This is a genomic window from Priestia sp. J2 (assembly GCF_020790095.1).
Lineage (GTDB): Bacteria > Bacillota > Bacilli > Bacillales > Bacillaceae_H > Priestia > Priestia zanthoxyli.
In genome coordinates, this window is the sequence record NZ_CP086208.1 from 1,428,923 (window position 1) to 1,454,937 (window position 26,015).

At 37.3% G+C, this 26,015-nt stretch carries 27 protein-coding genes; 20 read left to right on the forward strand and 7 right to left on the reverse strand.

The features are described 5' to 3' along the window. Nucleotides 1-29: 29 nt before the first annotated feature. The 6 genes from LJY09_RS07280 (at nt 30) to LJY09_RS07305 (ending at nt 7,116) form a co-directional block, all read left to right on the forward strand. Nucleotides 30-938: a C40 family peptidase gene (locus tag LJY09_RS07280; RefSeq protein ID WP_228307627.1), complete on the forward strand. Its 909-nt coding sequence runs from the start codon at nt 30-32 to the stop codon at nt 936-938. A 12-nt stretch (nt 939-950) separates the two neighbouring features. Next, on the forward strand, nt 951-1,958 hold the full coding sequence (locus tag LJY09_RS07285; protein WP_108674533.1) for an ABC transporter ATP-binding protein: 1,008 nt from the start codon (nt 951-953) through the stop codon (nt 1,956-1,958). A 14-nt stretch (nt 1,959-1,972) separates the two neighbouring features. Then, on the forward strand, nt 1,973-2,734 hold the full coding sequence (locus LJY09_RS07290; protein WP_226313280.1) for a serine hydrolase: 762 nt from the start codon (nt 1,973-1,975) through the stop codon (nt 2,732-2,734). Between the two features lie 338 nt (nt 2,735-3,072). Then, nucleotides 3,073-3,624 (forward strand): hypothetical protein, encoded by a 552-nt coding sequence (locus LJY09_RS07295; protein ID WP_013056190.1) that lies wholly within the window; start codon nt 3,073-3,075, stop codon nt 3,622-3,624. A gap of 109 nt (nt 3,625-3,733) precedes the next feature. Continuing rightward, nucleotides 3,734-4,261, forward strand: a complete 528-nt coding sequence (locus tag LJY09_RS07300; RefSeq protein ID WP_034266572.1) for a GNAT family N-acetyltransferase — start codon at nt 3,734-3,736, stop codon at nt 4,259-4,261. Nucleotides 4,262-4,347: 86 nt separating this feature from the next. Further along, complete coding sequence (locus LJY09_RS07305; protein ID WP_228307628.1) at nt 4,348-7,116, forward strand: bifunctional diguanylate cyclase/phosphodiesterase; 2,769 nt, start codon at nt 4,348-4,350, stop codon at nt 7,114-7,116. Between the two features lie 38 nt (nt 7,117-7,154). Here LJY09_RS07305 and LJY09_RS07310 read toward each other — a convergent pair whose 3' ends face one another. Together LJY09_RS07310 and LJY09_RS07315 are read right to left on the reverse strand one after the other, a co-directional pair. Then, nucleotides 7,155-7,991: a TIGR03943 family putative permease subunit gene (locus LJY09_RS07310; protein WP_028414014.1), complete on the reverse strand. Its 837-nt coding sequence runs from the start codon at nt 7,989-7,991 to the stop codon at nt 7,155-7,157. A 16-nt stretch (nt 7,992-8,007) separates the two neighbouring features. Further along, entirely contained in the window at nt 8,008-8,877 is an 870-nt protein-coding gene (locus tag LJY09_RS07315) for a permease (RefSeq protein ID WP_028414013.1), read from the reverse strand. 259 nt (nt 8,878-9,136) lie between these two features. On the opposite strand from LJY09_RS07315, the gene LJY09_RS07320 reads away from it, so the two are divergent. The 4 genes from LJY09_RS07320 to LJY09_RS07335 all read left to right on the forward strand — a co-directional run bounded on the left by LJY09_RS07320 (nt 9,137) and on the right by LJY09_RS07335 (nt 12,966). Further along, nucleotides 9,137-10,087, forward strand: a complete 951-nt coding sequence (locus LJY09_RS07320) for an ABC transporter substrate-binding protein (protein ID WP_228307629.1) — start codon at nt 9,137-9,139, stop codon at nt 10,085-10,087. A 90-nt stretch (nt 10,088-10,177) separates the two neighbouring features. Further along, nucleotides 10,178-11,185: a FecCD family ABC transporter permease gene (locus LJY09_RS07325; RefSeq protein WP_228307630.1), complete on the forward strand. Its 1,008-nt coding sequence runs from the start codon at nt 10,178-10,180 to the stop codon at nt 11,183-11,185. After that, nucleotides 11,182-12,162 carry a FecCD family ABC transporter permease gene (locus LJY09_RS07330; protein WP_228307631.1) on the forward strand — a complete coding sequence of 327 codons (981 nt, stop codon included), beginning with the start codon at nt 11,182-11,184 and terminating at the stop codon, nt 12,160-12,162. Before LJY09_RS07325 ends, LJY09_RS07330 begins: the two co-directional genes overlap by 4 nt. An 18-nt stretch (nt 12,163-12,180) precedes the next feature. After that, entirely contained in the window at nt 12,181-12,966 is a 786-nt protein-coding gene (locus tag LJY09_RS07335) for an ABC transporter ATP-binding protein (protein ID WP_028414009.1), read from the forward strand. 29 nt (nt 12,967-12,995) lie between these two features. On the opposite strand, the gene LJY09_RS07340 is transcribed toward LJY09_RS07335, so the two are convergent. Next, nucleotides 12,996-13,295, reverse strand: coding sequence for a hypothetical protein (locus tag LJY09_RS07340; protein ID WP_028414008.1), 300 nt, complete (start codon nt 13,293-13,295; stop codon nt 12,996-12,998). 88 nt (nt 13,296-13,383) lie between these two features. Continuing rightward, nucleotides 13,384-13,935, reverse strand: coding sequence for a TVP38/TMEM64 family protein (locus LJY09_RS07345; RefSeq protein ID WP_099000087.1), 552 nt, complete (start codon nt 13,933-13,935; stop codon nt 13,384-13,386). 493 nt (nt 13,936-14,428) lie between these two features. On the opposite strand from LJY09_RS07345, the gene LJY09_RS07350 reads away from it, so the two are divergent. The 3 genes from LJY09_RS07350 (at nt 14,429) to LJY09_RS07360 (ending at nt 15,610) form a co-directional block, all read left to right on the forward strand. Continuing rightward, complete coding sequence (locus tag LJY09_RS07350) at nt 14,429-14,746, forward strand: hypothetical protein (RefSeq protein ID WP_228307632.1); 318 nt, start codon at nt 14,429-14,431, stop codon at nt 14,744-14,746. A gap of 29 nt (nt 14,747-14,775) precedes the next feature. After that, complete coding sequence (locus LJY09_RS07355; RefSeq protein ID WP_047751346.1) at nt 14,776-14,958, forward strand: hypothetical protein; 183 nt, start codon at nt 14,776-14,778, stop codon at nt 14,956-14,958. A 127-nt stretch (nt 14,959-15,085) separates the two neighbouring features. Next, on the forward strand, nt 15,086-15,610 hold the full coding sequence (locus LJY09_RS07360; RefSeq protein ID WP_228307633.1) for a cupin domain-containing protein: 525 nt from the start codon (nt 15,086-15,088) through the stop codon (nt 15,608-15,610). Nucleotides 15,611-15,643: 33 nt separating this feature from the next. Here LJY09_RS07360 and LJY09_RS07365 read toward each other — a convergent pair whose 3' ends face one another. The 3 genes from LJY09_RS07365 to LJY09_RS07375 all read right to left on the reverse strand — a co-directional run bounded on the left by LJY09_RS07365 (nt 15,644) and on the right by LJY09_RS07375 (nt 18,541). Next, nucleotides 15,644-16,246, reverse strand: a complete 603-nt coding sequence (locus tag LJY09_RS07365; RefSeq protein ID WP_013056197.1) for a response regulator transcription factor — start codon at nt 16,244-16,246, stop codon at nt 15,644-15,646. Next, on the reverse strand, nt 16,243-17,385 hold the full coding sequence (locus tag LJY09_RS07370; protein ID WP_028414003.1) for a sensor histidine kinase: 1,143 nt from the start codon (nt 17,383-17,385) through the stop codon (nt 16,243-16,245). The genes LJY09_RS07365 and LJY09_RS07370 overlap by 4 nt, the downstream gene beginning before the upstream one ends. A 112-nt stretch (nt 17,386-17,497) precedes the next feature. Further along, complete coding sequence (locus LJY09_RS07375; RefSeq protein ID WP_228307634.1) at nt 17,498-18,541, reverse strand: Delta(5) desaturase DesA; 1,044 nt, start codon at nt 18,539-18,541, stop codon at nt 17,498-17,500. A gap of 222 nt (nt 18,542-18,763) precedes the next feature. On the opposite strand from LJY09_RS07375, the gene LJY09_RS07380 reads away from it, so the two are divergent. From LJY09_RS07380 to LJY09_RS07410, 7 genes are all read left to right on the forward strand, one after another. Continuing rightward, nucleotides 18,764-19,159, forward strand: a complete 396-nt coding sequence (locus LJY09_RS07380) for a ribosomal maturation YjgA family protein (protein WP_099000086.1) — start codon at nt 18,764-18,766, stop codon at nt 19,157-19,159. A 156-nt stretch (nt 19,160-19,315) separates the two neighbouring features. Further along, a complete protein-coding gene (locus LJY09_RS07385; protein ID WP_228307635.1) occupies nt 19,316-19,870 on the forward strand; it encodes a hypothetical protein in 555 nt (184 codons plus the stop codon). 262 nt (nt 19,871-20,132) lie between these two features. Then, the gene (cls, locus tag LJY09_RS07390; RefSeq protein ID WP_099000082.1) at nt 20,133-21,635 is read left to right on the forward strand and encodes a cardiolipin synthase; all 1,503 of its coding nucleotides are present in this window, start codon (nt 20,133-20,135) and stop codon (nt 21,633-21,635) included. A gap of 35 nt (nt 21,636-21,670) precedes the next feature. Further along, the gene (locus tag LJY09_RS07395; protein ID WP_028413998.1) at nt 21,671-22,525 is read left to right on the forward strand and encodes a DUF1206 domain-containing protein; all 855 of its coding nucleotides are present in this window, start codon (nt 21,671-21,673) and stop codon (nt 22,523-22,525) included. Between the two features lie 84 nt (nt 22,526-22,609). Continuing rightward, nucleotides 22,610-22,831 carry a spore germination protein gene (locus LJY09_RS07400; protein WP_028413997.1) on the forward strand — a complete coding sequence of 74 codons (222 nt, stop codon included), beginning with the start codon at nt 22,610-22,612 and terminating at the stop codon, nt 22,829-22,831. 157 nt (nt 22,832-22,988) lie between these two features. Then, nucleotides 22,989-24,494: a LysM peptidoglycan-binding domain-containing protein gene (locus LJY09_RS07405; protein WP_224979988.1), complete on the forward strand. Its 1,506-nt coding sequence runs from the start codon at nt 22,989-22,991 to the stop codon at nt 24,492-24,494. A gap of 287 nt (nt 24,495-24,781) precedes the next feature. Next, the gene (locus LJY09_RS07410) at nt 24,782-25,984 is read left to right on the forward strand and encodes a macrolide family glycosyltransferase (protein ID WP_228307636.1); all 1,203 of its coding nucleotides are present in this window, start codon (nt 24,782-24,784) and stop codon (nt 25,982-25,984) included. Nucleotides 25,985-26,015: the final 31 nt, after the last annotated feature.

Genomic DNA, 26,015 nt, shown 5'->3' on the forward strand with positions numbered 1-26,015 from the left:
GTTAAACCTGCAGGGAGGAGAAATAAGTGATGGATAAAAAAGCGTATTACGTTTGTGTAGCTGTGGCGACTGTGTGGACTTCCTGTGACTCTTGCAGAGAAATAGATGACAATGCAACAAGTGTCCCAGTAAAACTAGATAAATGGCTGGAGCAATTAACGTATACACGTCGGTTGGAGCTTTGTGAGAAAAATTTAGTTCAAACGCAGCTGTTACTAGGAGAAGAAGTATATGTAACGGAACTGAAAGGTAAATGGGCAAAAATCGTTATTCCTTCTCAGTTTTCTTCTAAAGATGAAAGAGGATATCCCGGGTGGGTTCCTTTCCACCAACTGATTTCCCAAGCTGAATATTCTCCATTGAATAAACCAACGGCAGTGGTATCAGCAGCGATTGCGACACTGCAGCTAGCGGAAGAAACCTTGCAAATTAGTTATCAAACGCAGCTGCCTCTTTTAAAAGAAGATAAAGAATGGCTAGAGGTTCAAACACCGGTTGGCACTGGGAGAATAAAACGTCAAGATGCTGTTGTAATAGAGGATAGAAACCGTAAAACAACAAAAGGAACTGGAGATATGATTATTGCAGCAGGAGAACAGTTTTTGAATCTTCCATATTTATGGGGGGGCATGAGTGCTTGGGGATATGATTGTTCCGGGTTTGCCTATGCTACTCATCAAGCAAACGGCTATCTTATTCCAAGAGATGCCACCGATCAAGCAAGGAAAGGCAAAGAAGTAGGATTAGACTCTATTCAACCCGGAGATTTATTGTTTTTCGCTTATGAAAAAGGGAAGGGGTCTATCCACCATGTTGGTATTTGTTATGGCAAAGGAAAAATGCTTCATTCACCTAAAACGGGTAAAACCGTCGAACTGATTGAATTAAAAGGAACGCTTTATGAAGAAGAGCTGTGCGCAGCCCGGCGCTATTATTAGGAGGTGGCAGTTATGACAGCGAAGCATTTGTTAGAAGTAAAGCAGCTGAGCAAATATTTTTCAATTACGAACAAGCAGGTTTTGAAAGCAGTAGACGGCGTGTCTTTTTATATTTCAAAAGGAGAAACCTTTGGGCTTGTTGGTGAATCCGGCTGCGGAAAATCCACTGCCGGGCGAACAATCATTGGATTGTATAACCGTACATCAGGAGAGGTGCTTTATAAAGGGAAAAACGTGCATGAGCTATCAGAGAAAGAGAAATTTGCTTTTCATCGTAATATGCAAATGATTTTTCAAGATCCATATGCTTCACTGAATCCTCGTTCTACCGTAAAGGAGATTATCTTAGAACCAATGGAGGTTCACGGACTTTATTCCAATAAAAAAGAAATGCTGAACCGGGTGTATGAGCTGCTAGAAGATGTGGGGCTAAATCGTGATCATGCCAACCGCTATCCTCATGAGTTCAGCGGCGGGCAGCGCCAGCGCATAGGGATTGCGAGAGCTTTAGCGTTAAATCCAGAATGCATTATTGCAGACGAACCTATTTCTGCTTTAGATGTATCTGTACAGGCTCAAGTAGTTAATTTATTAAAAAAACTCCAAAAAGAAAAAGGGTTAACTTATTTATTTATTGCACATGACTTGTCGATGGTAAAGCATATAAGCAGTCGTATTGGAGTTATGTATTTAGGGCATTTAGTAGAATTAACAACAAGTTCGGAGCTGTATCAAAAACCGCTTCACCCATACACTCAAGCTCTACTGTCAGCTATTCCTATTCCTGATCCTGACGTTGAGGATAATCGGAAGCGAATTGTTCTTAAAGGAGAATTGCCAAGCCCCATTAACCCTCCCTCTGGCTGCGTGTTTAATACACGCTGTCCTCTTGCAGTAGCAGCCTGTAAGACTCAAAAACCAGAGTGGCAGGAAGTTGAAGAAAATCATTTTGTGGCCTGCCACTTATACAATCAAAAGATAATGAGTACCAACTATATTGAAACAGCTGCGACAAAATGATGGAAAAAGCAAGAGTGAAAATAGAAGATGCAGTTACGAAATGGAAACGGAGTAATAATGGACTTATACGGATTCATATTGAAGGGAAAGAATCCATACAGATTAATTCTTTTATCCAACAACGAGCAGCAAGTACAATCAAGCTGCTGCTTGCAATAGAAGCGTTTCGTCAAATTGATGAGGGCATCTTGGCTTTAACATCTGTCATTCAAAGAATGGAAAAAAACACGGTTGGCGGAGCAGGTGTACTTAGAGCTCTTCCGCGGTTAACACATATTAAAGTGGAAGAGCTGCTTGCCCTTATGATAATGGTTTCTGACAACACAGCTACAAATGAGCTCATTTCTTTAGTAGGATTTGAAAAAATTAACGAATGTGCTAAAAATCTAGGATTAAAGAAAACCGTTTTAAACCGCTATATGATGGACGAAACAGCTGTTAAACAAGGGAGTGATAATTATACGTGTGCCTCTGACGTAGTAAAGTGCCTAAAGGAAATATGTGAAGGAAACTTTTTGCGAAAATCTAGTTGCGAAAAAATAATGAGAATGCTAGAAATGCAGCAGTTTCGGCATAAGCTTCCAGCACGTATAGGATCAGCGTTTCAAGCTGCGAATAAGACTGGAGAACTACAGGGAGCGGAACATGATAGTGCTATTCTCATGCGAGGTAACGAAACGTATTATGCCGTTGTTTTGATAGATGGACTAAGTGACAATGAACAGGGAAGGAGATTGATTACTGATATTGGATACCTTCTGTCATCTAACATCTAAAAATCTTTTGACCATTTCAATAAGCGGGGGTAGTTTGGTCTCTTTTTATTTAATGTCTTCCATCAAAGAAAAACTCACATGTACTAATAATAAATGCTTGTCTTCTCAGATTTTGGCGAGACCGTTGTTTGCAGTGCTGGATTTGTGCTAGTAATAGATAAACATGTTCTTTTTCATAAAATTTTATGAAAAAATAATGATAAATCATTCATCCTATACCAACTTATTCATATTTTTTATATAATAGAATAATAGTATATATTTTAAACGAATAGTGAATGTCTATGCCAATTAGCAAGGAGCATGAAATTATTCGATTCATAAATGGTGGTGTATGTATGGCAAACGAACATGTAATGATAGATATTATAAAAGCATTTAAACGCAATTCAACTGAATCCATTGCCATGGATTTAATTAAGGAAGTGCGAGGGACATTTAGTCCTTTACCTAAATATATAGCGGATTTAATTGATGAGCTGAGAAAATTAAATTTAAAAGACGAAGTGATCAGTGTAATCTTGTATCAATCTGTATATGTGGCGGATCATCAATTTAATATTAAAGATACCATTACCAATCGTCAGTTTGTAAAAGATACGATTGAAATGGGCAGAAGATGGGTGCATCAGTACGGCCGAATTGAAACAGTAGAAGAAGCAATTCATATTGCAGAGCAAGTGTCTACAAAAGAGGACTTGCCTCATCATTTGCAAACAGCAACAATTGACGAAAAAATTACGCTTGAGGTGCAGCTTGATCATCAAACATATGAAATGTTAAAAAATATAGCGGTTTATTATGATCATCATTCCTATGAACAGTCAATGACTGTAGCAATTAATCGTTTATATACGCAGCTGCGCGATGCACAATCAAAAAATAGTTAAATGTCAAATCTCACATGTTCCGTGCACCATGTGAGATTTTTTAAGATGTGAAAGAGGCGCAGATGAAAATGTCTTGCTCCATCATTCATCAAAAGGAGGGAGAACATAGATGAGGGTATATTTATCTCCTCTTCAAGAAAAAGATGCTTCTAAAGTTTTTGCATATTGGTCGGATGAAGAGGTTACGAGATATATGAATATTGAGCCCTTTACGACGCTTTATCAAGCGGAAAGCATGATTGCACTTCTTCAAAGTTTGACGAAAGAAGGGAAAGCAACACGCTATGCTATTCGATTAAAGACTTCCGATGAGATCATTGGAACCTGCGGTCTAAACCGTATTGATTATGATAAAAAGCAAGCAGAGATTGGGTATGATTTAGGCAGACCTTTTTGGAAAAAAGGCCTCATGACAGAAGCGCTCTGCCTTTTGCTAGAAAAAGCTTTTGAAGAGTTTCATATACGGGAGATTGAAGCAAAAGTCGATCCTAATAATAAAGATTCAATTACGCTTTTAAAAAAATTCTCGTTTCAATTAAAAGAGGCGTATAAGTCAGATGATTGTACGTGTTTATACACCGTCAATAAAGAAAAAGTGAGCGCGATATTGTCAGGACGCTCAAAAAGTAAGAAGTAAATCCAACAGAAGTTCTTTTGAAATAGTAAATATTTTTAGGCCTTAACCGATAACAAAGAAAAGAACGAATTGAAGGAAGGTCATGAATGAATCATCATACACATTTACTAGAAGGGACGTACAATGAGTTACTCGTTACACTTTCTTTCCTTATCGCTATTACTGCGGCGTACGCTTCTTTTGGGTTAGCTAATCGTGTGAAAATTTCCCGGGCAAAATTTATTCAGTTTTGGTTAATCAGCGGGGCATTTACATTGGGAGTAGGCATTTGGTCCATGCATTTTATTGCCATGCTTGCTTTTCACTTGCCCGTAGATGTTTCATACAATTTATGGTTTGTTCTTCTCTCAATCTTGGGAGCGATAACAGGATGTTATATAGGCCTTTACCTCATTCACAAACAAAAGAAAAGCATGAAGGCACTCACCATTGCGGGGAGCTTTATGGGAGCTGGAATTGTTTTTATGCATTATTCCGGCATGATGGCAATGGAGCCCATTATGATTTCATATGATCCATTTGTCGTTTTTCTCTCTATTCTTATTGCTGTTGCTGCTTCTAATACAGCTTTGTGGCTTGGTTTTTACTCAAAGCTAAATGAAGGGAAGCTTACCGTTTTTGCTAAGCTTATTTGTTCTACTATTATGGGCATTGCTATTGCTGGTATGCACTATACGGGCATGCAGGCAGCTTCTTTTTCAGGAATGCGAATGCCTGAACAATCAAACGGTTTTGCTTTAAATCCACTATATTTATCCGCCGTTATTATTTTTTTTGTTGTCTGCCTATTTACGGCTGTGTTTTTAACCATTTTTATGGATCGACGCGTACAAAAACAAGAAGTTTTAAAATGGGCTTTTTTTGAATCTGCCCTGGATGCTATTTTGGTGATTGATGAAAAAAGACATGTTTTATCGCTCAATTATGCAGCAGAAACGCTTTTCTCTCTTAAAGCATCAGATGTAATCGGGAGTGATGTTGTTAAGCTGCTGCCCTTCTATAAATTTTCTTCTCTACAAGACGGACGGACTGAGCACTCCCTTTTGATAAGTAATAGAGAAGTTACGGTTGAGATAACGGTGATGGCGGTAGCGATTGAAGAGACGGTTGAGTATATGCTGTATATACGCAATATGACGCAAGAGCGTGAAGCGGAAAAAACGTTGATTGAAGCAAAAAATCGTTATGAAAACTTGTTTTACTCCTCTCCATTGGCAATTATGGTCCATCGAGAAGAAGAGGTCGTGTCCGTGAATGATGCTATGATTCAGCTTTTAGGAGTAACGGAAGACCAGCTCGTTGGGAAATCGTTATATGATTTCTTTTCATCTGAACAAGTTCCTGATATTAAAAAAGGATTGAAGGCAGTAAGAGATAGAAAAGATGAGCCAAGACCTCCATTAGCTCAGTTGAAAATGTTTAATGCGTTAGGTAAGGAACTCTTTTTAGAAGTAAAATCTACGCTCATTCAAATTAATGGAGAGACGCTTTTTCAGACAGTAACTAGAGATGTAACGGAGCAGAAAAAAGCTCAAGAATCGCTTCAATATATGGCTTTTCACGATATGCTAACAGATTTACCAAATCGAAGTATGTTTTCAAACATTGTAGAGAAATCCATTGATTCAGCAGCTGCTTCAGGAAAAAAGCTTCATTTCTTATTCTTAGACCTCGATCGTTTCAAACAGGTAAATGACACGCTTGGTCATCATGCTGGAGATCAGCTTATGCTTCAGGTGGTCGATCGAATGAAGAGCTGCCTAAGAAACCAAGATGTTCTTTCGCGTTTTGGAGGAGATGAGTTTTTAGTTTTACTGCATGATAGGACGGATGAAGAAGTAAGAAAAATCTGTAAATCATTAAATGACTGCTTATCCACTCCTTTTGTAGTGCTGTCGAGAGATGTTTATTTAGGGGTAAGCATCGGAGTTAGTTTATTTCCTAAAGATGGAAAAACGCTTGAGGTGCTAGTTTGCCATGCTGATTTAGCGATGTACGAAGTCAAAAAACAAGGGCGTAATCATTATCTGTTTTATCAAAAAGAAATGCAGGTTCATACTACGCGACGAATGAGAATTGAAGATGGTTTACGAAAGGCTTTTGAGCTGGGCGAAATGGAGCTTCACTATCAGCCGAAAGTCAATATTCAAAGTGGCCATATTGTTGGAGTGGAGGCTTTGATCCGGTGGACTCACGCCGAGATGGGCGTTATTTCTCCCGCAGAATTTATTCCGATTGCTGAAGAAACAGGCGTTATTGTTACATTGACGAAATGGGTATTAAAAAAAGCGTGCCATCAAAATAAGTATTGGCAGCTGAAAGGACTTCCTCCCTTAAAAATGAGTGTGAACATATCAAGCGTGGATTTTGGTACAACAGATTTTGTTGATTATGTGTTAGATGTCTTGCGTGAAGTAGAGTTAGAATCACGATATTTAGAACTTGAAATTACGGAAAGTGTAACGATGAAGCATGTTGAGCAAACAATCGAAAAGCTACAAATTTTAAAAGATGCAGGAGTATTTATTTCGATTGATGATTTTGGCTCAGGATATTCCTCATTCAGCTATATTCAGAAGCTGCCTATTCATACGCTGAAAATTGACCGGTCTTTTATTAAAGATTTAGATCCTAATACAACGGAAGTATCGATTGTCAGAGCCATTATTACACTAGCCAAAAGTTTGCAGCTATCCGTCGTAGCAGAAGGTGTAGAAGAAGTTGAACAAGTAGAACTTCTTCATAAAGAAAAATGTGATGAAGTGCAGGGATACTATTTCTCCAAACCGATTTCAGCGCAGGAATTTTATGAGAAATTTCATAAAATCGAAGAAAAAATGGAATTTGTTCATTAATGTAAAAAGCCGTTCTTATTTAAAAGAACGGCTTTTTATTATTGGTTATTTCGATATACATAAGGGTCTTTTGGAGACTGCTCACGCTTTACTTTTGTTACTTTTACAACAGGGATGGTTTTTTTGAACGGCTGGTAATACATTGTACTAATTTTTCCTGTAACCGTTGCCCAGTCATCATTTTTAAAAGTAACATCATCTGGAAACTCAATAAGCATTCCAAACACCCCTGAATCTGCAATACAATGAATGATACCAAAGCGAAAGAGAAAATATTGATTCTTTTTTAATTCTTTCGTTTGATACATAAATCCTTTAAAAGAAATGGTTTTGTCAGTGAATTCACCAGGATATCGGTAAATAGTCTCCATTGCATTTAAAAATTCCTCGTCTTCTAAGTTGATATTTTCTCCTTTAGAAAACTTTTTAAGATCACGATGAATCATTTTGTCATAGGCTTCTTCTCCGTAAAAAGAACTTGTGTCAGGCTGTAAAAATTGATGAGAAGAATAAGGGTCCTTTTTGTCATAAATAGGAAAATGAAACCCTTTAGCTTCAACAATATTAGAATCAAGGGTTGCGACAGGTAAAAATAAGACCGTGAGTACTGGTAAAATATAAATTGGGTACCATACTCTTCGTTTCCATTTGCCATCTTGCTGATTATGGACGCATCCACAGCTACAATCATCATCATGTTTTTTAGGGCCTATCATGTAAAAGATTAATTCTGCAATGGTCAAGAACCAAAGGACAAAGATGGTGCAAAATGAAATCCAGGAATATTTCATATTGATATATTTTGAGATATCCCCAGTTGCATGAAGGTGCATGAAGATGAATGTAAACCCTATTAAAATTAAAATACGAATCATGCCAAATCCCTCCTTACTAATGAACAATTAAAATCGAAACAATAAGTACTAAAATGAAGACATACGCCAAAAGCGTAAAGACAAATTTAGTCTTAAACTGGCTTAGCATCATCAGCGTATTCTTGATATCAAACATTGGACCGAATACCAAGAATGAAACAATAGCACTATCTGTAAACGTACTGCGAAACGAGGAAGCGATAAACGCATCTGCAGAGGAACAAAGCGATAATACATAGGCAAGTCCCATCATTACCGCATTTGATGAAACATTTCCTTGTCCCAATGAAAGTAAAGTAGAGGTCTTCACGAACGTTTGCATGCCGGCGGCAATTAATCCACCAATAATTAAAAATTTCCCAACAGAAAAAAACTCATCAATAGTATGACGAATCGATTGTGAAACTTTCTCACTCATTTTCTTGGGGGAAGTATGCAAATGAACCTCACGTTTTGTCTGAGGTGCTTTGAATTGAACACTTAAAATAAGACCTACAAGTAAGGAAACAATAAAAGCTACTCCTGCCCGATAAAATACTATTTTCCAATCATTTCCGAAAGCTACAAAGGTAGAAAATAAAACAACAGGATTAATAATAGGGCCTGTTAACATAAAAGGAATGGCAGCATAAAGGGGAACCCCTTTTGCCATTAAGCGCCTAGTAATAGGAACAATTCCACATTCACAGGCTGGAAAAAGAGCTCCAATCACACTAGCTAATAGGACAGCACCTATTTTATTTTGAGGAATAACTCGAGCCATCATTTCATCCGTTACAAAAATTTGAATAATTCCTGAAATGATCACGCCTAATAATACAAAAGGAAGAGCTTCAATAAGAATACTAATAAATATAGTATTCATTTGTAATAGAGACGAATTCATTATTTTCACTCCAAAATTAAGTTTATCTAAAATGTATTAGTGCAATAAAGTTGTATTTGGTCAACTTATACATAGTGTATCGTAAAAAGGGAAGGGAATAAAGCTTTTTCAAAAAGAAGTGAAAGGATTTTTTTGTTATTTATTCAAAATATGTCCCGTATTATGAGAAAACTATTGACTCATCTTGAATTAACAGATAACATTGATGATAATGATTATCAGCGTCATCAAGAGTATATACATAGGAGGAAGCATTAAAATGAAGCAAGTTAAAAAGATTAGACTTCTCAGTATAGCTACTATTGTTGCTATTTTATTTGTTCTAGCAGGATGCGGGTCAAATCAAAATTCTTCAAAAGAAAATTCAGATAATAACCAAAAGATGTCTGTTCAGCATGAGCTTGGAAAAACGAAAGTTCCTAAAAATCCTAAAAAAGTAGTTGTTCTTGAACTATCCTTTGTGGATGCTCTGCAAGGTTTAGGAATGAAGCCAATAGGGATTGCAGACGACAACAAAAAAGATATGATTAAAAAACTTGTAGGTGGAAAGATTGACTATACTTCAGTAGGAACACGTCAACAGCCGAATTTAGAAGTAATTAGTTCCCTGCAGCCGGACTTAATCATCGCCGATGTGCAGCGTCATAAAGCAATTTATAAAGAATTAAACAAAATTGCACCTACAATCGAATTAAAAAGTCGTGAATCTACATATGAAGAAAATATAGACTCATTTAAAACAATTGCAAAAGCAGTAGGAAAAGAAAAAAAAGCAGAGCAGCGATTAAATGAGCATGAAGAAACGATTTCAAAATTAAAAAATGAGTTAAAAGAAGAAAGTGGTCAGACAGTCTTACCAGCAGTTGTGAGAGATACTTCTTTCCAAGCGCATACGTCTTCTTCTTATGACGGAGAGTTTCTTGAAAAGCTAGGGTTGAAGAACGCTGTGCAGAACAAAGAAGCATATGCTGAAATGAATTTAGAACAGTTGTCAGACATTAATCCAGATATTTTAATCCTAGCAAATAATGAAGGCAAACTTGTAACGGATGAATGGAAAACAAATCCTCTTTGGGAAAATTTAAAAGCTGTTAAAAATGATAAAGTGTTTGTAGTAGACCGTGATTTATGGACAAGATTCCGAGGGGTAATTTCAGCTGAGGCAATTGGAAAAGATACGGTTAAGTTACTAAACAATAAGCAGCAGTAATATAACTGAATCTGACAAAGAGGCGAGAATAGTTATTCTATTCTTGCTTCTATTTGTTTAGAAAAGAAAACTGTAGAAAGTGTGTTGGAAATGACAAATTTTGTCCAAAAGCAAAAAATAAATAAATACATTGTGTTGGTAGCTAGTGTTTGCTTGTTAATCATCGGAATGATTTTACATGTCGCTGTGGGATCCTCTGCAGTTAGTTTTACAGAAGTAATTAAAGCAATTTTTGCTCCTGATGACTCTAAGCAGACAACGATCGTACAGACGCTCAGGTTGCCAAGAGCCGTGCTGGCAGCTCTTATTGGAGCCAGCTTGGCAGCTGCTGGAGCATTGATGCAAGCTATTACACGAAATTCGCTTGCTTCACCCCAAGTGTTTGGGGTAAATGCAGGTGCTTCATTAGCGATTGTAATAGCTTTTATTCTATTTCCTGATTTTACCTCTCAATCAACTGTTTATATTGCCTTTTTGGGAGCAGCTTTAGGAGGAATAACGGTTTATTTGTTCGCATCGGGCGGAAAGACAACTCATGTGAAACTAGCACTTGCCGGAATGGCCGTGCATTTATTTTTATCGTCGCTTACTCAAGGAGTGATTGTGTTAAATGAACAAGCTACGGACGTTTTGTATTGGCTTGTAGGTTCTATTAACGGGAAAGACTGGACTCATGTAAAAATTTTGTTACCTTGGTCATCTCTAGGTCTTCTTCTAGCTTTTGTATCATCTCGTTCTATATCGATTCTAGTGTTAGGAGAGAATATGGCAACAGGTTTAGGCGAAAAGGTAAAATGGATTCGCTTTTTTGCAGGTATACTAGTCATTATGCTTGCAGGTGCATCTGTTGCCGTTGCGGGGCCAATTGGGTTCGTAGGTCTCATTGTACCTCACATAGCTAGAAAATTAGTAGGAGGAGACTACCAGCGAATCCTACCATTTTCAGCTCTATTAGGAGCCATTTTGCTTGTCTATGCCGATGTACTTTCTCGTTTCATTGCCTATCCTTTTGAGTCGCCAGTAGGGATTGTAACAGCTCTTATCGGAGCTCCTTTCTTTTTATATCTTGCTAGAAAAGGGAGGAATATTAAGCAATGAAAAGAAAACACCCTTATCAAATATTAAGTATCTTATTGCTATGTTTAATCATCACGGTTGTAATTAGCTTAGGAGTAGGAGCCGTTTATATTTCCCCTGCAGAAATCTTTCAGCAAATAGTAGGTAGTTCCCAAGGTAGTTCCTTTATTTTAACAAATTATCGCATTCCACGTACCCTCATTGCTATTGTGGTCGGTGCGGCTTTAGCGGTAGCAGGAGCTATTTTGCAAGGGATATTAAAAAACCCGCTTGCTTCTCCTGATGTTATCGGTGTAACAAAAGGAGCAGGGCTGTTCGCCGTTTTTATCTTAATTGTATTTCCAGCTGCTTCTATGCTTCTGCTGCCGCTTTCAGCTTTTTTAGGAGCATCGGTCATCGCCGTTATACTCATGGTGTTTTCTTATTCTCAAGGAGCTAAAACTCATACGCTGGCTTTAGTGGGTGTAGCTTTAGGAGCTATTTGCCAGGCTGGAATTCAGTATTTTATGATTAAGTTTCCAGATGACGTGAATACAACTCTTCTTTGGCTTACAGGAAGTTTATGGGGAAGAGGCTGGAGTGAGCTTTTGATGTTAATTCCTTGCGTCGTACTTGTTCCTTTTATTATTATATTTGCATCTAAGCTCGATATTTTAAACTTAGGAGATGAGATTGCAGTTGGCCTAGGAGAGCGAACAAAGTACGTTCGTTATACACTATTGAGTATGGCTGTGATATTAACCGGTTTATCTGTAGCTGTAGTTGGGTCAATTGGATTTATTGGTTTAATTGCTCCTCATATTAGTAGGAGGTTAGTAGGGAGTCGGTCGAAGTTCTTGTTACCAGTTTCAGCAGCAGTAGGTGCTTTATTCCTGATAATTGCTGACAGTCTCGGAAGAGGGGTTGTGTCGCCCATTGAGATTCCCGCTGGAATCGTAACATCCGTTATTGGTGCCCCTTATTTTCTATATTTACTGCGGCGTGAACAGAAAAAATAGGAGAAAGGAGGAAGAGTAATGACAAAGTTAACTGCGGAAAAACTTTCGCTATCATATGATTCAACTTCAGTTATTCGCGATATTGACCTTCACATTCCAGAAGGAAAGATAAGCATAATCATTGGATCAAATGGCTGCGGAAAATCAACAATCCTTCGTTCATTGGCGCGTTTATTAAAGCCGACAGAAGGAAATATTTATTTAAACGGAAAAGATATTCATCAACATTCATCAAAAGAAGTAGCAAAAAAACTGGCTATTTTGCCTCAAGCTCCTGAAGCTCCTGAAGATTTAACAGTAAAAGAGCTATGCTATTATGGTCGTCACCCTCATAAAGGCTTATTTGCTCGCTATTCTGCTGAAGATCATCAAATTGTAGAGGAGGCTTTACAGGCAACTAAACTGTCTAATTTAAGTCATCGCACACTGGATGCGCTCTCTGGAGGACAGCGTCAAAGGGCCTGGATTGCAATGGCATTAGCACAGGGTACGGAGCTTCTGCTTTTGGACGAGCCTACCACATATTTAGATTTAGCTCATCAGATTGAAGTGCTTGAACTTCTTCGTTTCTTAAACCAAAAGAGAAATTGTACAATTGTGATGGTCTTGCACGATTTAAACCAAGCAGCTCGCTATGCAGATCATTTAATCAGTATTTCAAACGGTCAGATTTACAAAGAAGGTTCTCCTGCTCAAGTATTTACAGAAGAAATGATAAGGGATGTGTTTAATTTATCATCAACTATCATTCAAAATCCGGTTGATGGTTCACCTCTATGTATACCAACTGGAATCATAAAATAAACTGCACTTAAAAAAACAGCGTACTATTTTCACATAGTACGCTGTTTTACATTTAAGGTCAGAGCTAACAGTTTATACAATACATAGATTCCAAGGTATGCACCGGTTAATAAAAAAGCTGAATTTAAAAAGATTGCATGAATGCTCGTCATAAAAACAGTATGATTTTTTAAGATACGATAGATAGAAGCAGCGGCTATATTTCCAAATACTAGCGCTGAAAGAAGGGCTAGCGTATTAAAAACTAGTTCTGCTCCTTTCCACTTTAGTGAGAAAAAAAGCATGATAATAGGAACAATAATACTTGCAGAAACCAACAGGAAAATCAATGGACCATCTCCAATACGTTATCTTATTACAGTTACATAGGATAATGTTTTTACTTATTTTTAGATAGTCTTCCCTTTTTATAATCTGTTAAGCTTTTTTCTTCCATTTTTTACTTATATAAAAAAGTAAAATAATGGATAAAACCACCAAGATGATTTTTCCTTGCATAGATCCTCGTGAAATATGATAAACCGAATAAACTTCAATAAAAAGCGCTGGAATTTTTCCAAGTGCGCTAGCAGAAATGAATACCGCAAAGGAGCCTTTTCCTACAGCACTGAAGAATGTAATGAGGCCTGATGGAACAAAGGGAAGTAATCGCAAAGAAAGAATGAATATAAAACTCTCTTTCCCTTGTACGCGCAGCAGCTTTAGCCACTTGGAGTGAGAAGGTGTTTTGGTATGAACAAGTGTACGGAAACCTTTTCGGTACAGCCAAAAAGAGAGAGCTACACCTAAAACTTCTCCAATAAAAGAAAGTAAAAATCCATTCCAAAAACCAAATAATTTTACGTTTACGAACGTAAGGGGCGCGCTTGGAAATACGCCCGTAATGCTAATAAGGATGTTCAAGAGAACACTAATAAGCTCTGCTGCTTCTAAATGTTCAAGCAGAAATGTTTGAAGATAGTCAGTCATGGTTATACTCCCGTTTATATTTTATATGTAGGGCTAATTTAAGCTCATTTTCTACTATTATATAATTTTTGGCATGAAATAAGCAGTCAGCAGTTTATAAAAAACGAAACAGGGTAACTACTTACTAATGAAAGACGATTTACTGATTTGAAGGGATGGACAACTCATGTTGAAATTTTTGCTTGTTATTGTGGTTGTATTATTAATTATTATGATTTTTAAACGCATTATCCGAAAATAAAAATGCTAACTAAGCAGCTCGTGAGACCTTTCTCACGAGCTCTTTTGCGGAGCTATTCGGCAGCTCAACAATACACTTTTTACTGTGATGAATATCACTGCAGCTAGAGAAATGAAGGGGTAAGATAGAAATGGGAGGGAGGTATATGGAGCTAATATTCTATCTCAGCACTTATTTATCAGGGGGAGCTATCGCATTATGGCTAATTAATGCAGCGTTTAATGGATTATTAAAATAACAGAGGGAGAGAAAATGAACGATTTTAAAGGTATATTTAACAATAAAGAAAGAAAGCTTGCTCGCTATTTGGAGACGTACACAACCGAGCAAATTTTAAACGAAGCAGGCATGTCTTCGTCTGCTGCGTTATATGAGTTGAAAAAAATAAGATTACCGCGGGCAGTTGCTAATACGATTGTTTATTACGTACTGGCAACCAATAATCAAAAGCTGGTTATGTACAAACTGCTCATGTTAGCGGGCGTTTGTAAAAAGCTTGGCATTCAAGATGCACAGGCAGCCCTCACTTTTATCAAAAAATATTACGTTTGTCATCAGCATTTACACTAAAAAGCACATCTGTCTGAGGGGGAAAAGAGATGAATATTGTCCCGTTTAAGCAGCGTTCATCTGCGGAAATTTATCAAGATAAAGAACAGCCGTTTCAATGTTTCATTGAGGGAGATCGATTTCAGTTAGATTTGTATATGACGTATTTATTTCATCGCTGCCATTCTAGCAGGTATAGATATAGCCGTGCTAACAGAAAGGGTAGGATGTAATGATAAGATACCGGTGGTAAGCGGCTTCATTTTCCTAATGGAATAATGAAGCCGTTTGTTGTGTTAGAAAGAATGATTTACTATGATGTAGTTAATGATAAAAGAAAAAAGGAAGGGAAGGAACGTAATGGATTTACATAATTGGGAATATTGGATTTCAAAGCTTGAGCTGCAGCCTCATCCAGAAGGAGGGTTTTATAAACAAACCTATCGTTCTAATGATGAAATTTCTGATAAAGAAGTGTCATCTCAGTTTGATGACAAACGATTTCTATATACGAGTATTTACTTTTTATTAAGGTCTCACGATGTATCGCATTTCCACCGGCTGCAATCAGATGAATTATGGTACTATCATGGGGGAAGTTCTTTAACCATTCATATTATCTACCGCGACGGAACCTATCAAGAAGTAAAACTAGGTACAAACTTAGAAAATGGAGAAGTTCCTCAATTTTTAGTTCCAAGAGATACCATTTTCGGTTCCTCTGTCGCAAATGAGAATACGTTTTCCCTGGTAGGGTGTATGGTCGCACCAGGCTTTGATTTCCGTGACTTTGAATTATTCACAAAACAGCAGCTGCTTGATGAATTCCCCGAGCATATCGTGATCATCGACAAATTAGGGTACGATAAACTCCCAAATGATTAAAAAGCATGCATCTCGGTTTGATGCATGCTTTTTTCATTTGAACCATCCTTTTTCCTTAAAGCGAGTAATGGCTTCAATGCGATTCTTTACTTCGAGTTTGTCCAGAATGGTAGAAATATAGTTGCGCACTGTTCCGGTCTTAATAGATAGTTCGTCAGCAATTTCTTTTGTGTTTTTTCCATCAGCTACTAGAGCTAATACTTCTTTCTCTCTAGCTGTAAGAGGACTGGTAGATTCACTATATAAGTCATCCACTAATTCTGGAGCATAGAGGCGTCTGCCTGCCATCACGCTTCGAATTGAATTTGCGAGTTCTTCACTTGGACTATCTTTTAGTAAGTAGCCACTTACGCCTGCTTTCAAAGCTCTTTGAAAATAGCCGGAGCGAGCGAACGTTGTTAAAATGATGACTTTGCAGTTTAAATCTTTCAGTTCCTCTGCAGCTTCAAGCCCAGTTTTAAGTGGCATCTCGATGTCCATTACGCATATGTCTGGCTGGTGCTGCTTAGCAAGTGATACCGCTTGTTCCCCATTAGAAGCTTTTCCGACAACTTCCATGTCATCTTCTAAATTTAACAAAGAGCCTAAAGCTCCTAACATCATTTGCTGATCTTCGGCAATGACAATTCGAATCATAATTGTTCCTCCTTAATATGTTTGACGATGTTTGGAACTGTAATATGAATAATCGTCCCCCCTTGACTGGAGATATCAAGATGGCCGTTTACAAACTCCAACCGCTCTTTCATTCCTAAAAGTCCGTTTCCTTCCCAGCAGGTTTTTTTCGTATTAATACCCACTCCATTGTCTTCTACCGTTATGCCTACTTCTTTTGCAGACTGATGTAAAGTAATCGTGCAAACGGTGGCTTGACTATGTTTGACCACATTGGTTACGGCTTCTTTTAAGCACATGCTCAGAATATTTTCAATTAACAAAGACACATTCTCTAATGAAATATCCTTTTCTCCTACAAACGTAATTTCGGCAGCTTCTAAAAGCTCTTGAACGCGTTTTAGTTCTTCGCTAAGGCGAATTCCACGCATTTGAGAAACCATTTTTCTCACTTCATTAAGAGCCGTGCGCGCTGTTTGCTGGACATCTTTTAATTCAGATTTTGCTTTTTCAGGATCTTTTGCAATAAGTTTTCTTGCTAAATCACTTTTTAGACCGATAAGAGACAGCTTTTGTCCTAACGTATCGTGCAGGTCGCGAGCTATACGCTGGCGCTCTTCCTGTTTTACAAGCTCAGAAATACGTTTATTTGCATCTTCCAGCTGTTCTTCCAGCCGGTCTCGCTTCTTCCGGTTATAAATGCTAAATGGCAGTACAATTACACTAATGGAAATTACAAAAATGAAAGGCAGCTGTTTTAAAAAGATCTCTTCTTGCATAACAACGTTAAAGTTTACCGAAATAACGGTGCTGATCAAATGAACAGCATACAAAGTGAAGAAAGCGAGCCGCTTTTGGATATTTCCAATAAAATAAGCGATAAAAAAAGCGAAGTAAAAGGCAAAGTAAATATAATTAAAAATCGTTGTTAGTGCTAAGGAAATGACGATTAATAAAGCCGTCCATACGTAAACGGACTTGTCTGTTGAAACAAATGCAAAACGATAGAAAATAAAAAATAAGATGGTTAGTAAAGAGCCAAGAATAATGTGATTCATGGATGAAGACTGTAAGATAAAATAAAATGGTAAAATGGCAAATACCGTCCATATGTAAGGAGATAGCCCAGTGATTTTTTGGAAAAACGTATATTTTTTCATAAAGAACCTCATTTGTTTGTTAAAATACACTATTAGTTTACCACAAAGTAGAATGAAATAAGTTTAGGTGAATAGATAAAACAGTCAAGCTTTTGAAAGCTTGACTGTTTTATTAAAGTTCTGCTTTTGTTTGAGAAGAAATTCTGCTTGCTTTTAGTGCAGCTGAGCGTTTTTTTATTTCTTTAAAGCTCACAAACATTTTGTTTTCTTCATCCCATAAACGGAATCGAAGAGAGCGAAGGCTTGTTGAGAGTGTAATGGTTGGTACATTTTGAAGAGGCTGTGTGTGTTGATGAACAGCTTCAAGCTTATAGTTGGGCACTCTTGGGCTTAAATGATGTACGTGGTGAAACCCGATATTGCCTGTTAGCCATTGCAAAAGTTTTGGAAGCTTGTAAAATGAACTTCCTTCAACGGCTGCTTTTACATAATCCCAGTGCTCATCTTCTTCAAAATAAGAATCTTCAAACTGATGCTGTACATAAAACAGCCAAATTCCAATTGAACCTGAAATGAAGAAAATCGGTCCTTGAATTAATACAAACGCCTGCCAACCTACCAACCAGCAGGTCGCTGCTGCTAATGCAACAATCAATACATTTGTAAGATACGTGTTCATTCTCTCTTTTTTCTTCGCATTTTTTCGATTGAATCGGTTTGTAATCAAAAATACATATATAGGTCCCACGCCGAACATAACGAACGGGTTGCGATAGATACGATAAGCGATTTTTTTCCAAATAGAAGCTTCTTTATATTCCGTTACGGTTAACACCCAAATGTCACCCGTACCTCTTTTATCTAAGTTGCTGCTTGTTGCATGGTGAATGGCATGGCTATGTCCCCATTGACTGTAAGGAAACATCGTTAACACACCGGTAATTGTTCCGAGAATTTTATTGTGTTGTCTACTCTTAAAGAAAGAGTAGTGACAACAGTCATGAAAAATAATGAATATTCTTACTAAAAACCCTGCTGCGATAACAGTTAGCGGAAATGCTAAAAAATAAGAAATTGAAAGGCTCTCATAAGCGAGAAACCATAGTGTGAAAAAAGGTAAAAAAGTATTAATCAATTGTCTTATGCTGTCTTTCATTACTGCTTTTTCAAAGGGTGCAACTTGTTTTCGTAAATTCTTTTGTTTTTGTATAGTCATATGAAATTCCTTTCATCACCGTATATTATCCTCAGTATAAAGGGATTTTTCTGACTATTTAAGACATACGTGTCATATAGAAACTATGACACTTGTCATATATACGTAGGGGGAAGCTGTAAAAAATGAAAAAAAGCGGTATTTAACAGTCTGCGGTTCTGATAAAATTATACAGTGAAGGCTTATTGTTACGGAGCATTTAAGAAGAAAAAGGAGTTTGAAATGAATAAAAGAAATAGATGGGTATATCTGCTTCTAGCTATTGTGATCATGGGAGCAGGTCTTTTATCAAGAAAACTTACTGCGTATCTTCCTCACATCGTAAATATATATGCGGGAGATTCGTTATGGGCCTTAATGATTTTTGTCAGTGCGGGTTTTTTGTTTCCTACATGGAAGACAAAAATGATTGGTATGTTTGCTATAGTGTTTTGTTACTTCATTGAATTTACACAGCTGTATCACGCTCCGTGGATTGATGACATAAGAAAGACTGCGCTAGGAGGGCTCATTCTGGGTTATGGCTTCTTATGGAGCGATATACTAGCCTATTCGATTGGAGTGGCGGTAGGAATGAGCTGGGAGTATTATAGATATCGATTTAAAAGAGCCGCCTAGCAAATACGGTTCAATGAATCTTAGAACTCCGCTGAGGATGGAATAGACCGTAGGGTTATGAAGCAGGATGTATATACATAAAAATAAACTTATGCATAAAATTTTTATTTAAAACCTATTATCTATTTGTTGAACGAGAGGAAGAGAGGGGATTATTTGAATTTAATAGCCTGGATGATTATTGCATGTGAAATCGCTTTTTGGGTAGTCATCATTTTAGGATTAGCAACAAGGTATACGTTTAAAAAACAAAAGCTCAGTTTTTTTATTTTAGCTCTAACACCTGTTGTTGATTTTTTTCTTCTGATTGTGACGAGCGTAGACCTTTACGGAGGTGCTACAGCGACTTATGCTCACGCTATTGCAGCCGTGTATATTGGAATTTCGATCGCTTTTGGAAAAAGTATGATTCAATGGGCAGACGAACGCTTTCAATATTATGTGATGAAAAACGGAGAGAAACCTCGTAGGCGCTATGGAAAAGAATATGCAAAGCATTATTTTAAGTCATGGATACAGCACCTTGTTGCTTACGCTATTGGGGCAGCTCTTTTAGCGGCGATGATGTATATAGTATCAAATGGAAAAACCAACGTGCTGCAAAATGTAGTGGAATTGTGGACAGTTATTGTAGGAATTGATTTCTTATTATCTCTTTCTAATTTCGTTTGGCCTAAAAAAGAAAAAGAGTCTGGTTATACCAACTCATAAAAAGTCATCGTCATGCGAGAAAAACCAGTGAAAAAACCTCCCTGTAAGGAGGTTTTTTGTTTTACCATCCAGGGTATAGGTATATAAATGATGCTTGTCTGAGGTAGTTCAGTTTAGTTGCTTAAGCGGCTAAACTGCTTTTTGTGCAAATATATGTACATTTTATGTGGCATGCATGATAAGAATTCTGTGTATTCCATATACTACCTCATATGAAAGATAGACAAGTGATACAATACAGTTTGTTTTTAGGAGAGCTTTTATGAAAAAACGCCGGTTGGACTTTATTTTTTTATTTATTATTTTACTTTCAATTTATGCTTTCTTTTTTACCTCTATTGATGTTCATTGGAAGTATGCCTTAGTTGGATTATATGGTGTCATCATTTTTATTTGTATGTATTCACTTATGCTTGAAAATCGAACGCCTGAAAGTACGTTGGTTTGGATGTATGTTCTCTTTTTCTTCCCTGTTGCAGGCTTTTTCTTTTATTTGTATTCAGGACAGCTCTATTTAAAGGGGCATATGTTTAAAAAAAAGCGTATGCATAACCGAGAGATGCTTAGAAAGATGGCAGATAAAGAAACGACGCCTGATCTATCGCCCCTCCAATCTCATCAGCGTTATTTTGCTCAGTACCTTCAATGTGTATCTTTGACGAAGATGAATGTTTATACAAAAACCTATGTGCTTAAAAATGGACAAGAAACGTTTAACGAAATCAAAAAGCATTTGCAGTCAGCAAAACATTTTATTCATATGGAGTACTACATGTTTCACTCAGATTCGTTAGGAAAAGAAATCATTGATATTTTAATAAAGAAAGCAAGTGAAGGTGTAGAAGTGCGCTTTACATTCGATACAATGGGAAGCTTTACACTATCGGGTTCAGATATTAAGCGAATGAAAAAAGCGAATGTTAAAGTGCATGCGTTCTTACCTATTAAGTATGGATTTTTTAATCAAAAATTCAACTTTCGAAACCACCGTAAAATAGTTGTAATTGACGGGGAAGTAGGTTTTGTAGGAGGGCTGAATGTAGGCGATGAGTATTTAGGGAAAAATAAAAAAATCGGTTTTTGGCGAGATACCCACCTGATGTTAAGAGGTGAATCTGTTCAAACCTTGCACTCGATTTTTATGTTTGACTGGGAATACGTTTCGGGGGAATGCTTAATTAACAATGAATCATATACAAAACCTCATCGTGTTGAAGGAGAAGGGTTCGTTCAGGTAGTGGCGACGGGGCCAGATACGCAGGAAAATATGAGCGACTATTATTATACAATGATTACAAGCGCGACGAAGTCAATTTGGATTTCTACCCCATATTTTGTTCCAAACGAAGCTATAAGAACTGCTCTTCGTATTGCGGCTAGAAAAGGTGTAGAAGTACGAATTATGGTGCCGGAAATTAATGATGGCTTTCTGACTCAATATGGAACGAGATCATATTTTGCTGAACTTCTTCGCTGTGGAATTGAAGTATATTCGTATCAAAAAGGGTTTTTGCATCAAAAAATCGTGATTATAGATGGAGATATGGCTTCAGTAGGTACTGCAAATATGGATATGAGGAGCTTTCATCTGAACTTTGAAGTTAATGCATTTTTAATTGACGGAGAGACAATTCAAACGCTCATCAAAAACTATGAAGAAGATATGGAAGACAGTCATTTGATCAAGCCAGTAGCATTTTACAAGCGAAGCTTAGTAGAACGTTCGAAAGAATCATTTGCGCGCTTATTTTCAGGTGTTTTATAAAATAAAGTTTGTTTTCAAAAAGCAGGAGGAAACGTATGGGTGAATCTCCATTTGTTAAAAAAGATACGTTTGGTCGAAAGTTACATCGCTTAAAAGAACGTACTAAACCATTTGTCGTGCGTTTTTCACGGTTTGGTCATGTGGCTCAAGGTGTGGTCTATTTTATCATCGGTATATTAGCGATTCAGACAGCTTTCGGATTAAAAGGCGATTTGGTTACTTCTCAAGGAGCCCTACACACAATTGCAAAGCAGCCGTTTGGATTTTTAATTTTAATCGTTTTAGCAGTAGGTTTAAGTGGATATGCGTTTTGGCAAATCATTTCTGCTATTTTTGACCCTCACCACGTTGGGCATGGTGTAAAAGGCGCTTTTACTCGTTTAGGCTATTTAGTTGTAGCCACGTTTTATATTAGTCTTTGTGTGAGTTCGGTAAGAATTTTGCTTCATGCTCACGTTCATACGTCAGGTAAGCATTATCAAACGGTATCAGCCAAGCTGTTATCTTATCCCTTTGGGCAAACCATCATTGCGCTTACAGGTATCGGCGTTATTATCTTTGGGATTGGACAAGTATATTGGGCTCTTTCAGGACGCTTCCTAAAAAAACTAAAGAAAAACGAAATGTCAAAAGAAGAGTGGCGATGGAGCGGGCATATTGGAAAAGCGGGTATTATTGCTCGAAGTATCGTCTTTGGGATTATTGGCTTCTTTCTTATTCGCACGGCTCTTCAAGCGGATCCAGACGAAACGAAAGGGTTAGATGGAGCCCTTGCTGAAGTAGCGCAGCGTCCTTTTGGGTCTGTACTGCTGGCTATCGTATCAATCGGGCTTATGGCATACGGAGTATATATGTTTGCAGAATCAAGGTATAAACGAATTGATCCTTAATAAAATTTAAAAGATGAAAAAGCTACTTTTTAGCCTTCTGCTCATATCATATAGCAGATAGATAGTGAACAGGAGGAGAGGCAGATGCCATCGGTAGTAGGAGCCGTAAATATCTCGAATGTATTGGTTTCATCTTCAGTGGAGTTTGGTGATTGTCTGGCTATTAAGCCAAAGAGTACAGCTTTTACAACAGTCGGTTCTGGTAGCGGGAACACAGGAAACTTTATGAATATTACAAGCAGTGCCAGTACCGCCAATACAATTGATATGGATATTAACGATCAAAATGTAGTGGGAAATGCATAAGAAACGAAAGCTTATCGTCATCGGACGGTAAGCTTTTTTATTTGAGTTTGACGTATACCCAGACGTTTCTTTACCACAATGTACCTCTAGGATTCTATCTTATAGGAGTAGTAAACTAGACAGGTGATGTCAAAAAGTGGGGAGGCGAGATTATCAAATGAAGAAAATATGTATGAGCCTACTTATTCTCTGTCTTTTCAGTGGAGGATTGGCCCCAATAAGTAAAGGAGACGCTGCTTCTTCAGTAGGCACTGTCAAAGGTGATAATGTAAATGTGTATCGTTCTCCATCTTTACATTCTTCGGTTGTTCAGACAGTGAAAAAAGGAGAAGAATTTCCTGCTATTTCATCTGAAGCGGGAGATGCAGCTCAAGTTATCACCCATAAAGTAGTGCTAGGAAATACACTATGGCTACTAGCTAAACAATATGGTGTAACAGTCAGCGAGCTAATAAAACAAAATCAGCTAAAAACGACGGAGTTAACTCCGGGGCAAACGCTGAAAATACCACCAAAAGGCTTGTTACATAAAGTAGTATCAGGAGATACGCTTTGGAAAATCTCTGTAAAGTACGGTGTAAAAGCGACTGAATTAACAAAGTTAAATCAGCTATCATCAACAAATATTAAGCCTGGACAAATGCTTATTATTCCTGATTACTATGTACAAGTACAGCTTTTGGAAGGGAAAAAGGGCTGGATCAAAAAATCTGATTTAGCACAAAAGAAGCATCAGCCAGTAGTTATGGGCTGGAGCTTTAATGAAAAAACAGCAGGCTATGCAGAATCGATGAAACAAAAGAACTTAGACGTTGTTTCACCACGCTGGTTTACGCTAACGCGGAGTGACAAAGTTGTTTCATCTTCTATAAATCCATCGTATGTTCAAACGGCTCACAAAAACGGCAAAAAAGTCTGGCCGCTCATCGGTAACAATTTCGATGATGTGCTGACAAGTGACGTCCTAGGCAATAAAGCAAAGCGGCAAAAGCTTGTATCGTCAGTCGAAAGTTCGCTTGTGAAAACAAACAGTGACGGTATTAACGTTGACTTTGAAAATATTAATATCAAAAACAAACAAGATTTTGTTTTATTTATTAAAGAATTAAAAGCAGCGTTAAAGCCTCATGGTATGACCGTTTCAGTAGACGTAACACGAGAGAATAATGATCCGTTTTGGTCAGGAAGCTTTGATCGAAAACAGATTGGTCAAGTGGCAGATTACGTCATTATGATGGGTTATGAAGAACACTGGGGAGGGAGTCAGGTTCCAGGGTCTGTGGCTTCGCTGCCTTGGGTGAAAGAAGGAACAGAACTTCTTATGAAAGATGTACCTGCACACAAAATCCTGCTGGGAGTTCCTTTTTATACGCGAGAATGGAAAACGGATCTATCTACCAAAAAAGTTGTCACAAAAGACTTAACGATGAAAGAAGCCGAAGCAATTATCTCTTCTAAAAAGTTAACTAAAAAATGGGACAGCCAAGCCTCTCAGTACTATGTAGAATACACCGAAAATGGTACGAAGCATCAAATATGGCTCGAAGACAAAGCATCTATGCAGCGCCGGGTTAAATTAATTAATGACTATCATTTAGGCGGGGCGGCAGCTTGGTATATTGGTTCAGAAACATCAGATATATGGGAGTTATATAACTTCTAAATAAAAAACACACCTTATGCTTAATGTAGCTAGGTGTGTTTTTTATTTTCATCATATTGAAGCGTATACATCTATTTACAAACAAGATAAATTTTACAATATTTGTTTTTCTTGAGTTAATTTATAACTATATTCCAAAATGAGCCTATTTAACCTTTTTTTAGTTGGAAACGCTTAATGACTTTACGATAAAGATAATTTATAGTAAATTCAGTTTCTATACAATAAATTTACCAAATGAATAATTAAGTGATTTAATTATTAACTAAGTGAAAGGAATGGATGTTATGGGAAATGTATTAGTAATAGGCTTTCCAGGTGAAGGACATGTGAACCCTTCTTTAGGAATTGTAAAAGAATTAATGGCTCAAGGGGAGAAGGTCGTCTATTACGGCATTGAAGAATATGTTGAAAAAATTCGAAAAGCAGGAGCGGAATTTCGTGAATACGAAGATTTTCGTCCAAGTCTAGATATGAGCAACCGGATGACCAAAGAAGAGTCTTATGACCGCTATGAAATAATGAATTTGTTTTTAAATGAATCTGAAAATATTATTACTAAAATTATGAGTGAAACGAAACATGAAACATATGATTATGTACTTTATGATTATCACCTTTTAGCAGGTTCCGCTGTGGCCGACCTTCTTCAGCTTCCAAAGGTTTCTCTTTGTACGACGTTTGCGTTAAATAAGGAGTTAGCAACTTGTATGATGCCAAGTGGTCAAACAGAACCTGACCAATCTTCCTTTTATCCTCAATTCGAAAAATCATTAAATAAGTTCAACAGCCAATATAATACGGAGTTAAAAGACTCCATGGACATTATGTCAAATCCAGGGGATATTACGTTAGTATTTACGTCAGAATTCTTTCAGCCGCACGTATCTGAATTTACGAGTGAGTACAAGTTTATTGGTCCTTCAATTGTTAAACGACTAGATATTGAAGATCCTTATTACTTACAAAATGAAAATGAAAAAATTATTTTTGTTTCTATGGGAACTATTTTTAATCAGCAGCTAGAAATCTATAACTTATGTATAGAAGCATTAAAAGATTTTGAGGGTAAAGTTATTTTATCTATTGGTAAAAATACAAAACCTGAAGAATTAGCACACATTCCAGAAAACTTCGTTGTAAAACAATACGTACCGCAGCTAGAAATTTTAAAACGTGCGGATTTATTTATTACTCACGGCGGAATGAACAGCAGCAGTGAAGGTTTATACTACGATACGCCGCTTGTCGTTATTCCAATGGCAGTGGATCAATTTATGGTAGGCGATCGCGTGCAGGAGTTAGGAGCAGGCGTGAAATTAGATAAAAATAACGTATCTGCTGAGCTCATCAAAAATACAGTTAACGACGTTTTAACTACTCACACATATAAACAGTATGCACAACAAATCGGAGAATCACTTCGCTCAGCGGGAGGATACAAGCAAGGTGTGAAAGAAATTTTCAAGATGGTGCCTGTTAAAGCGTAATAGATGTAAGACAGCTAGATAACTAACAGAG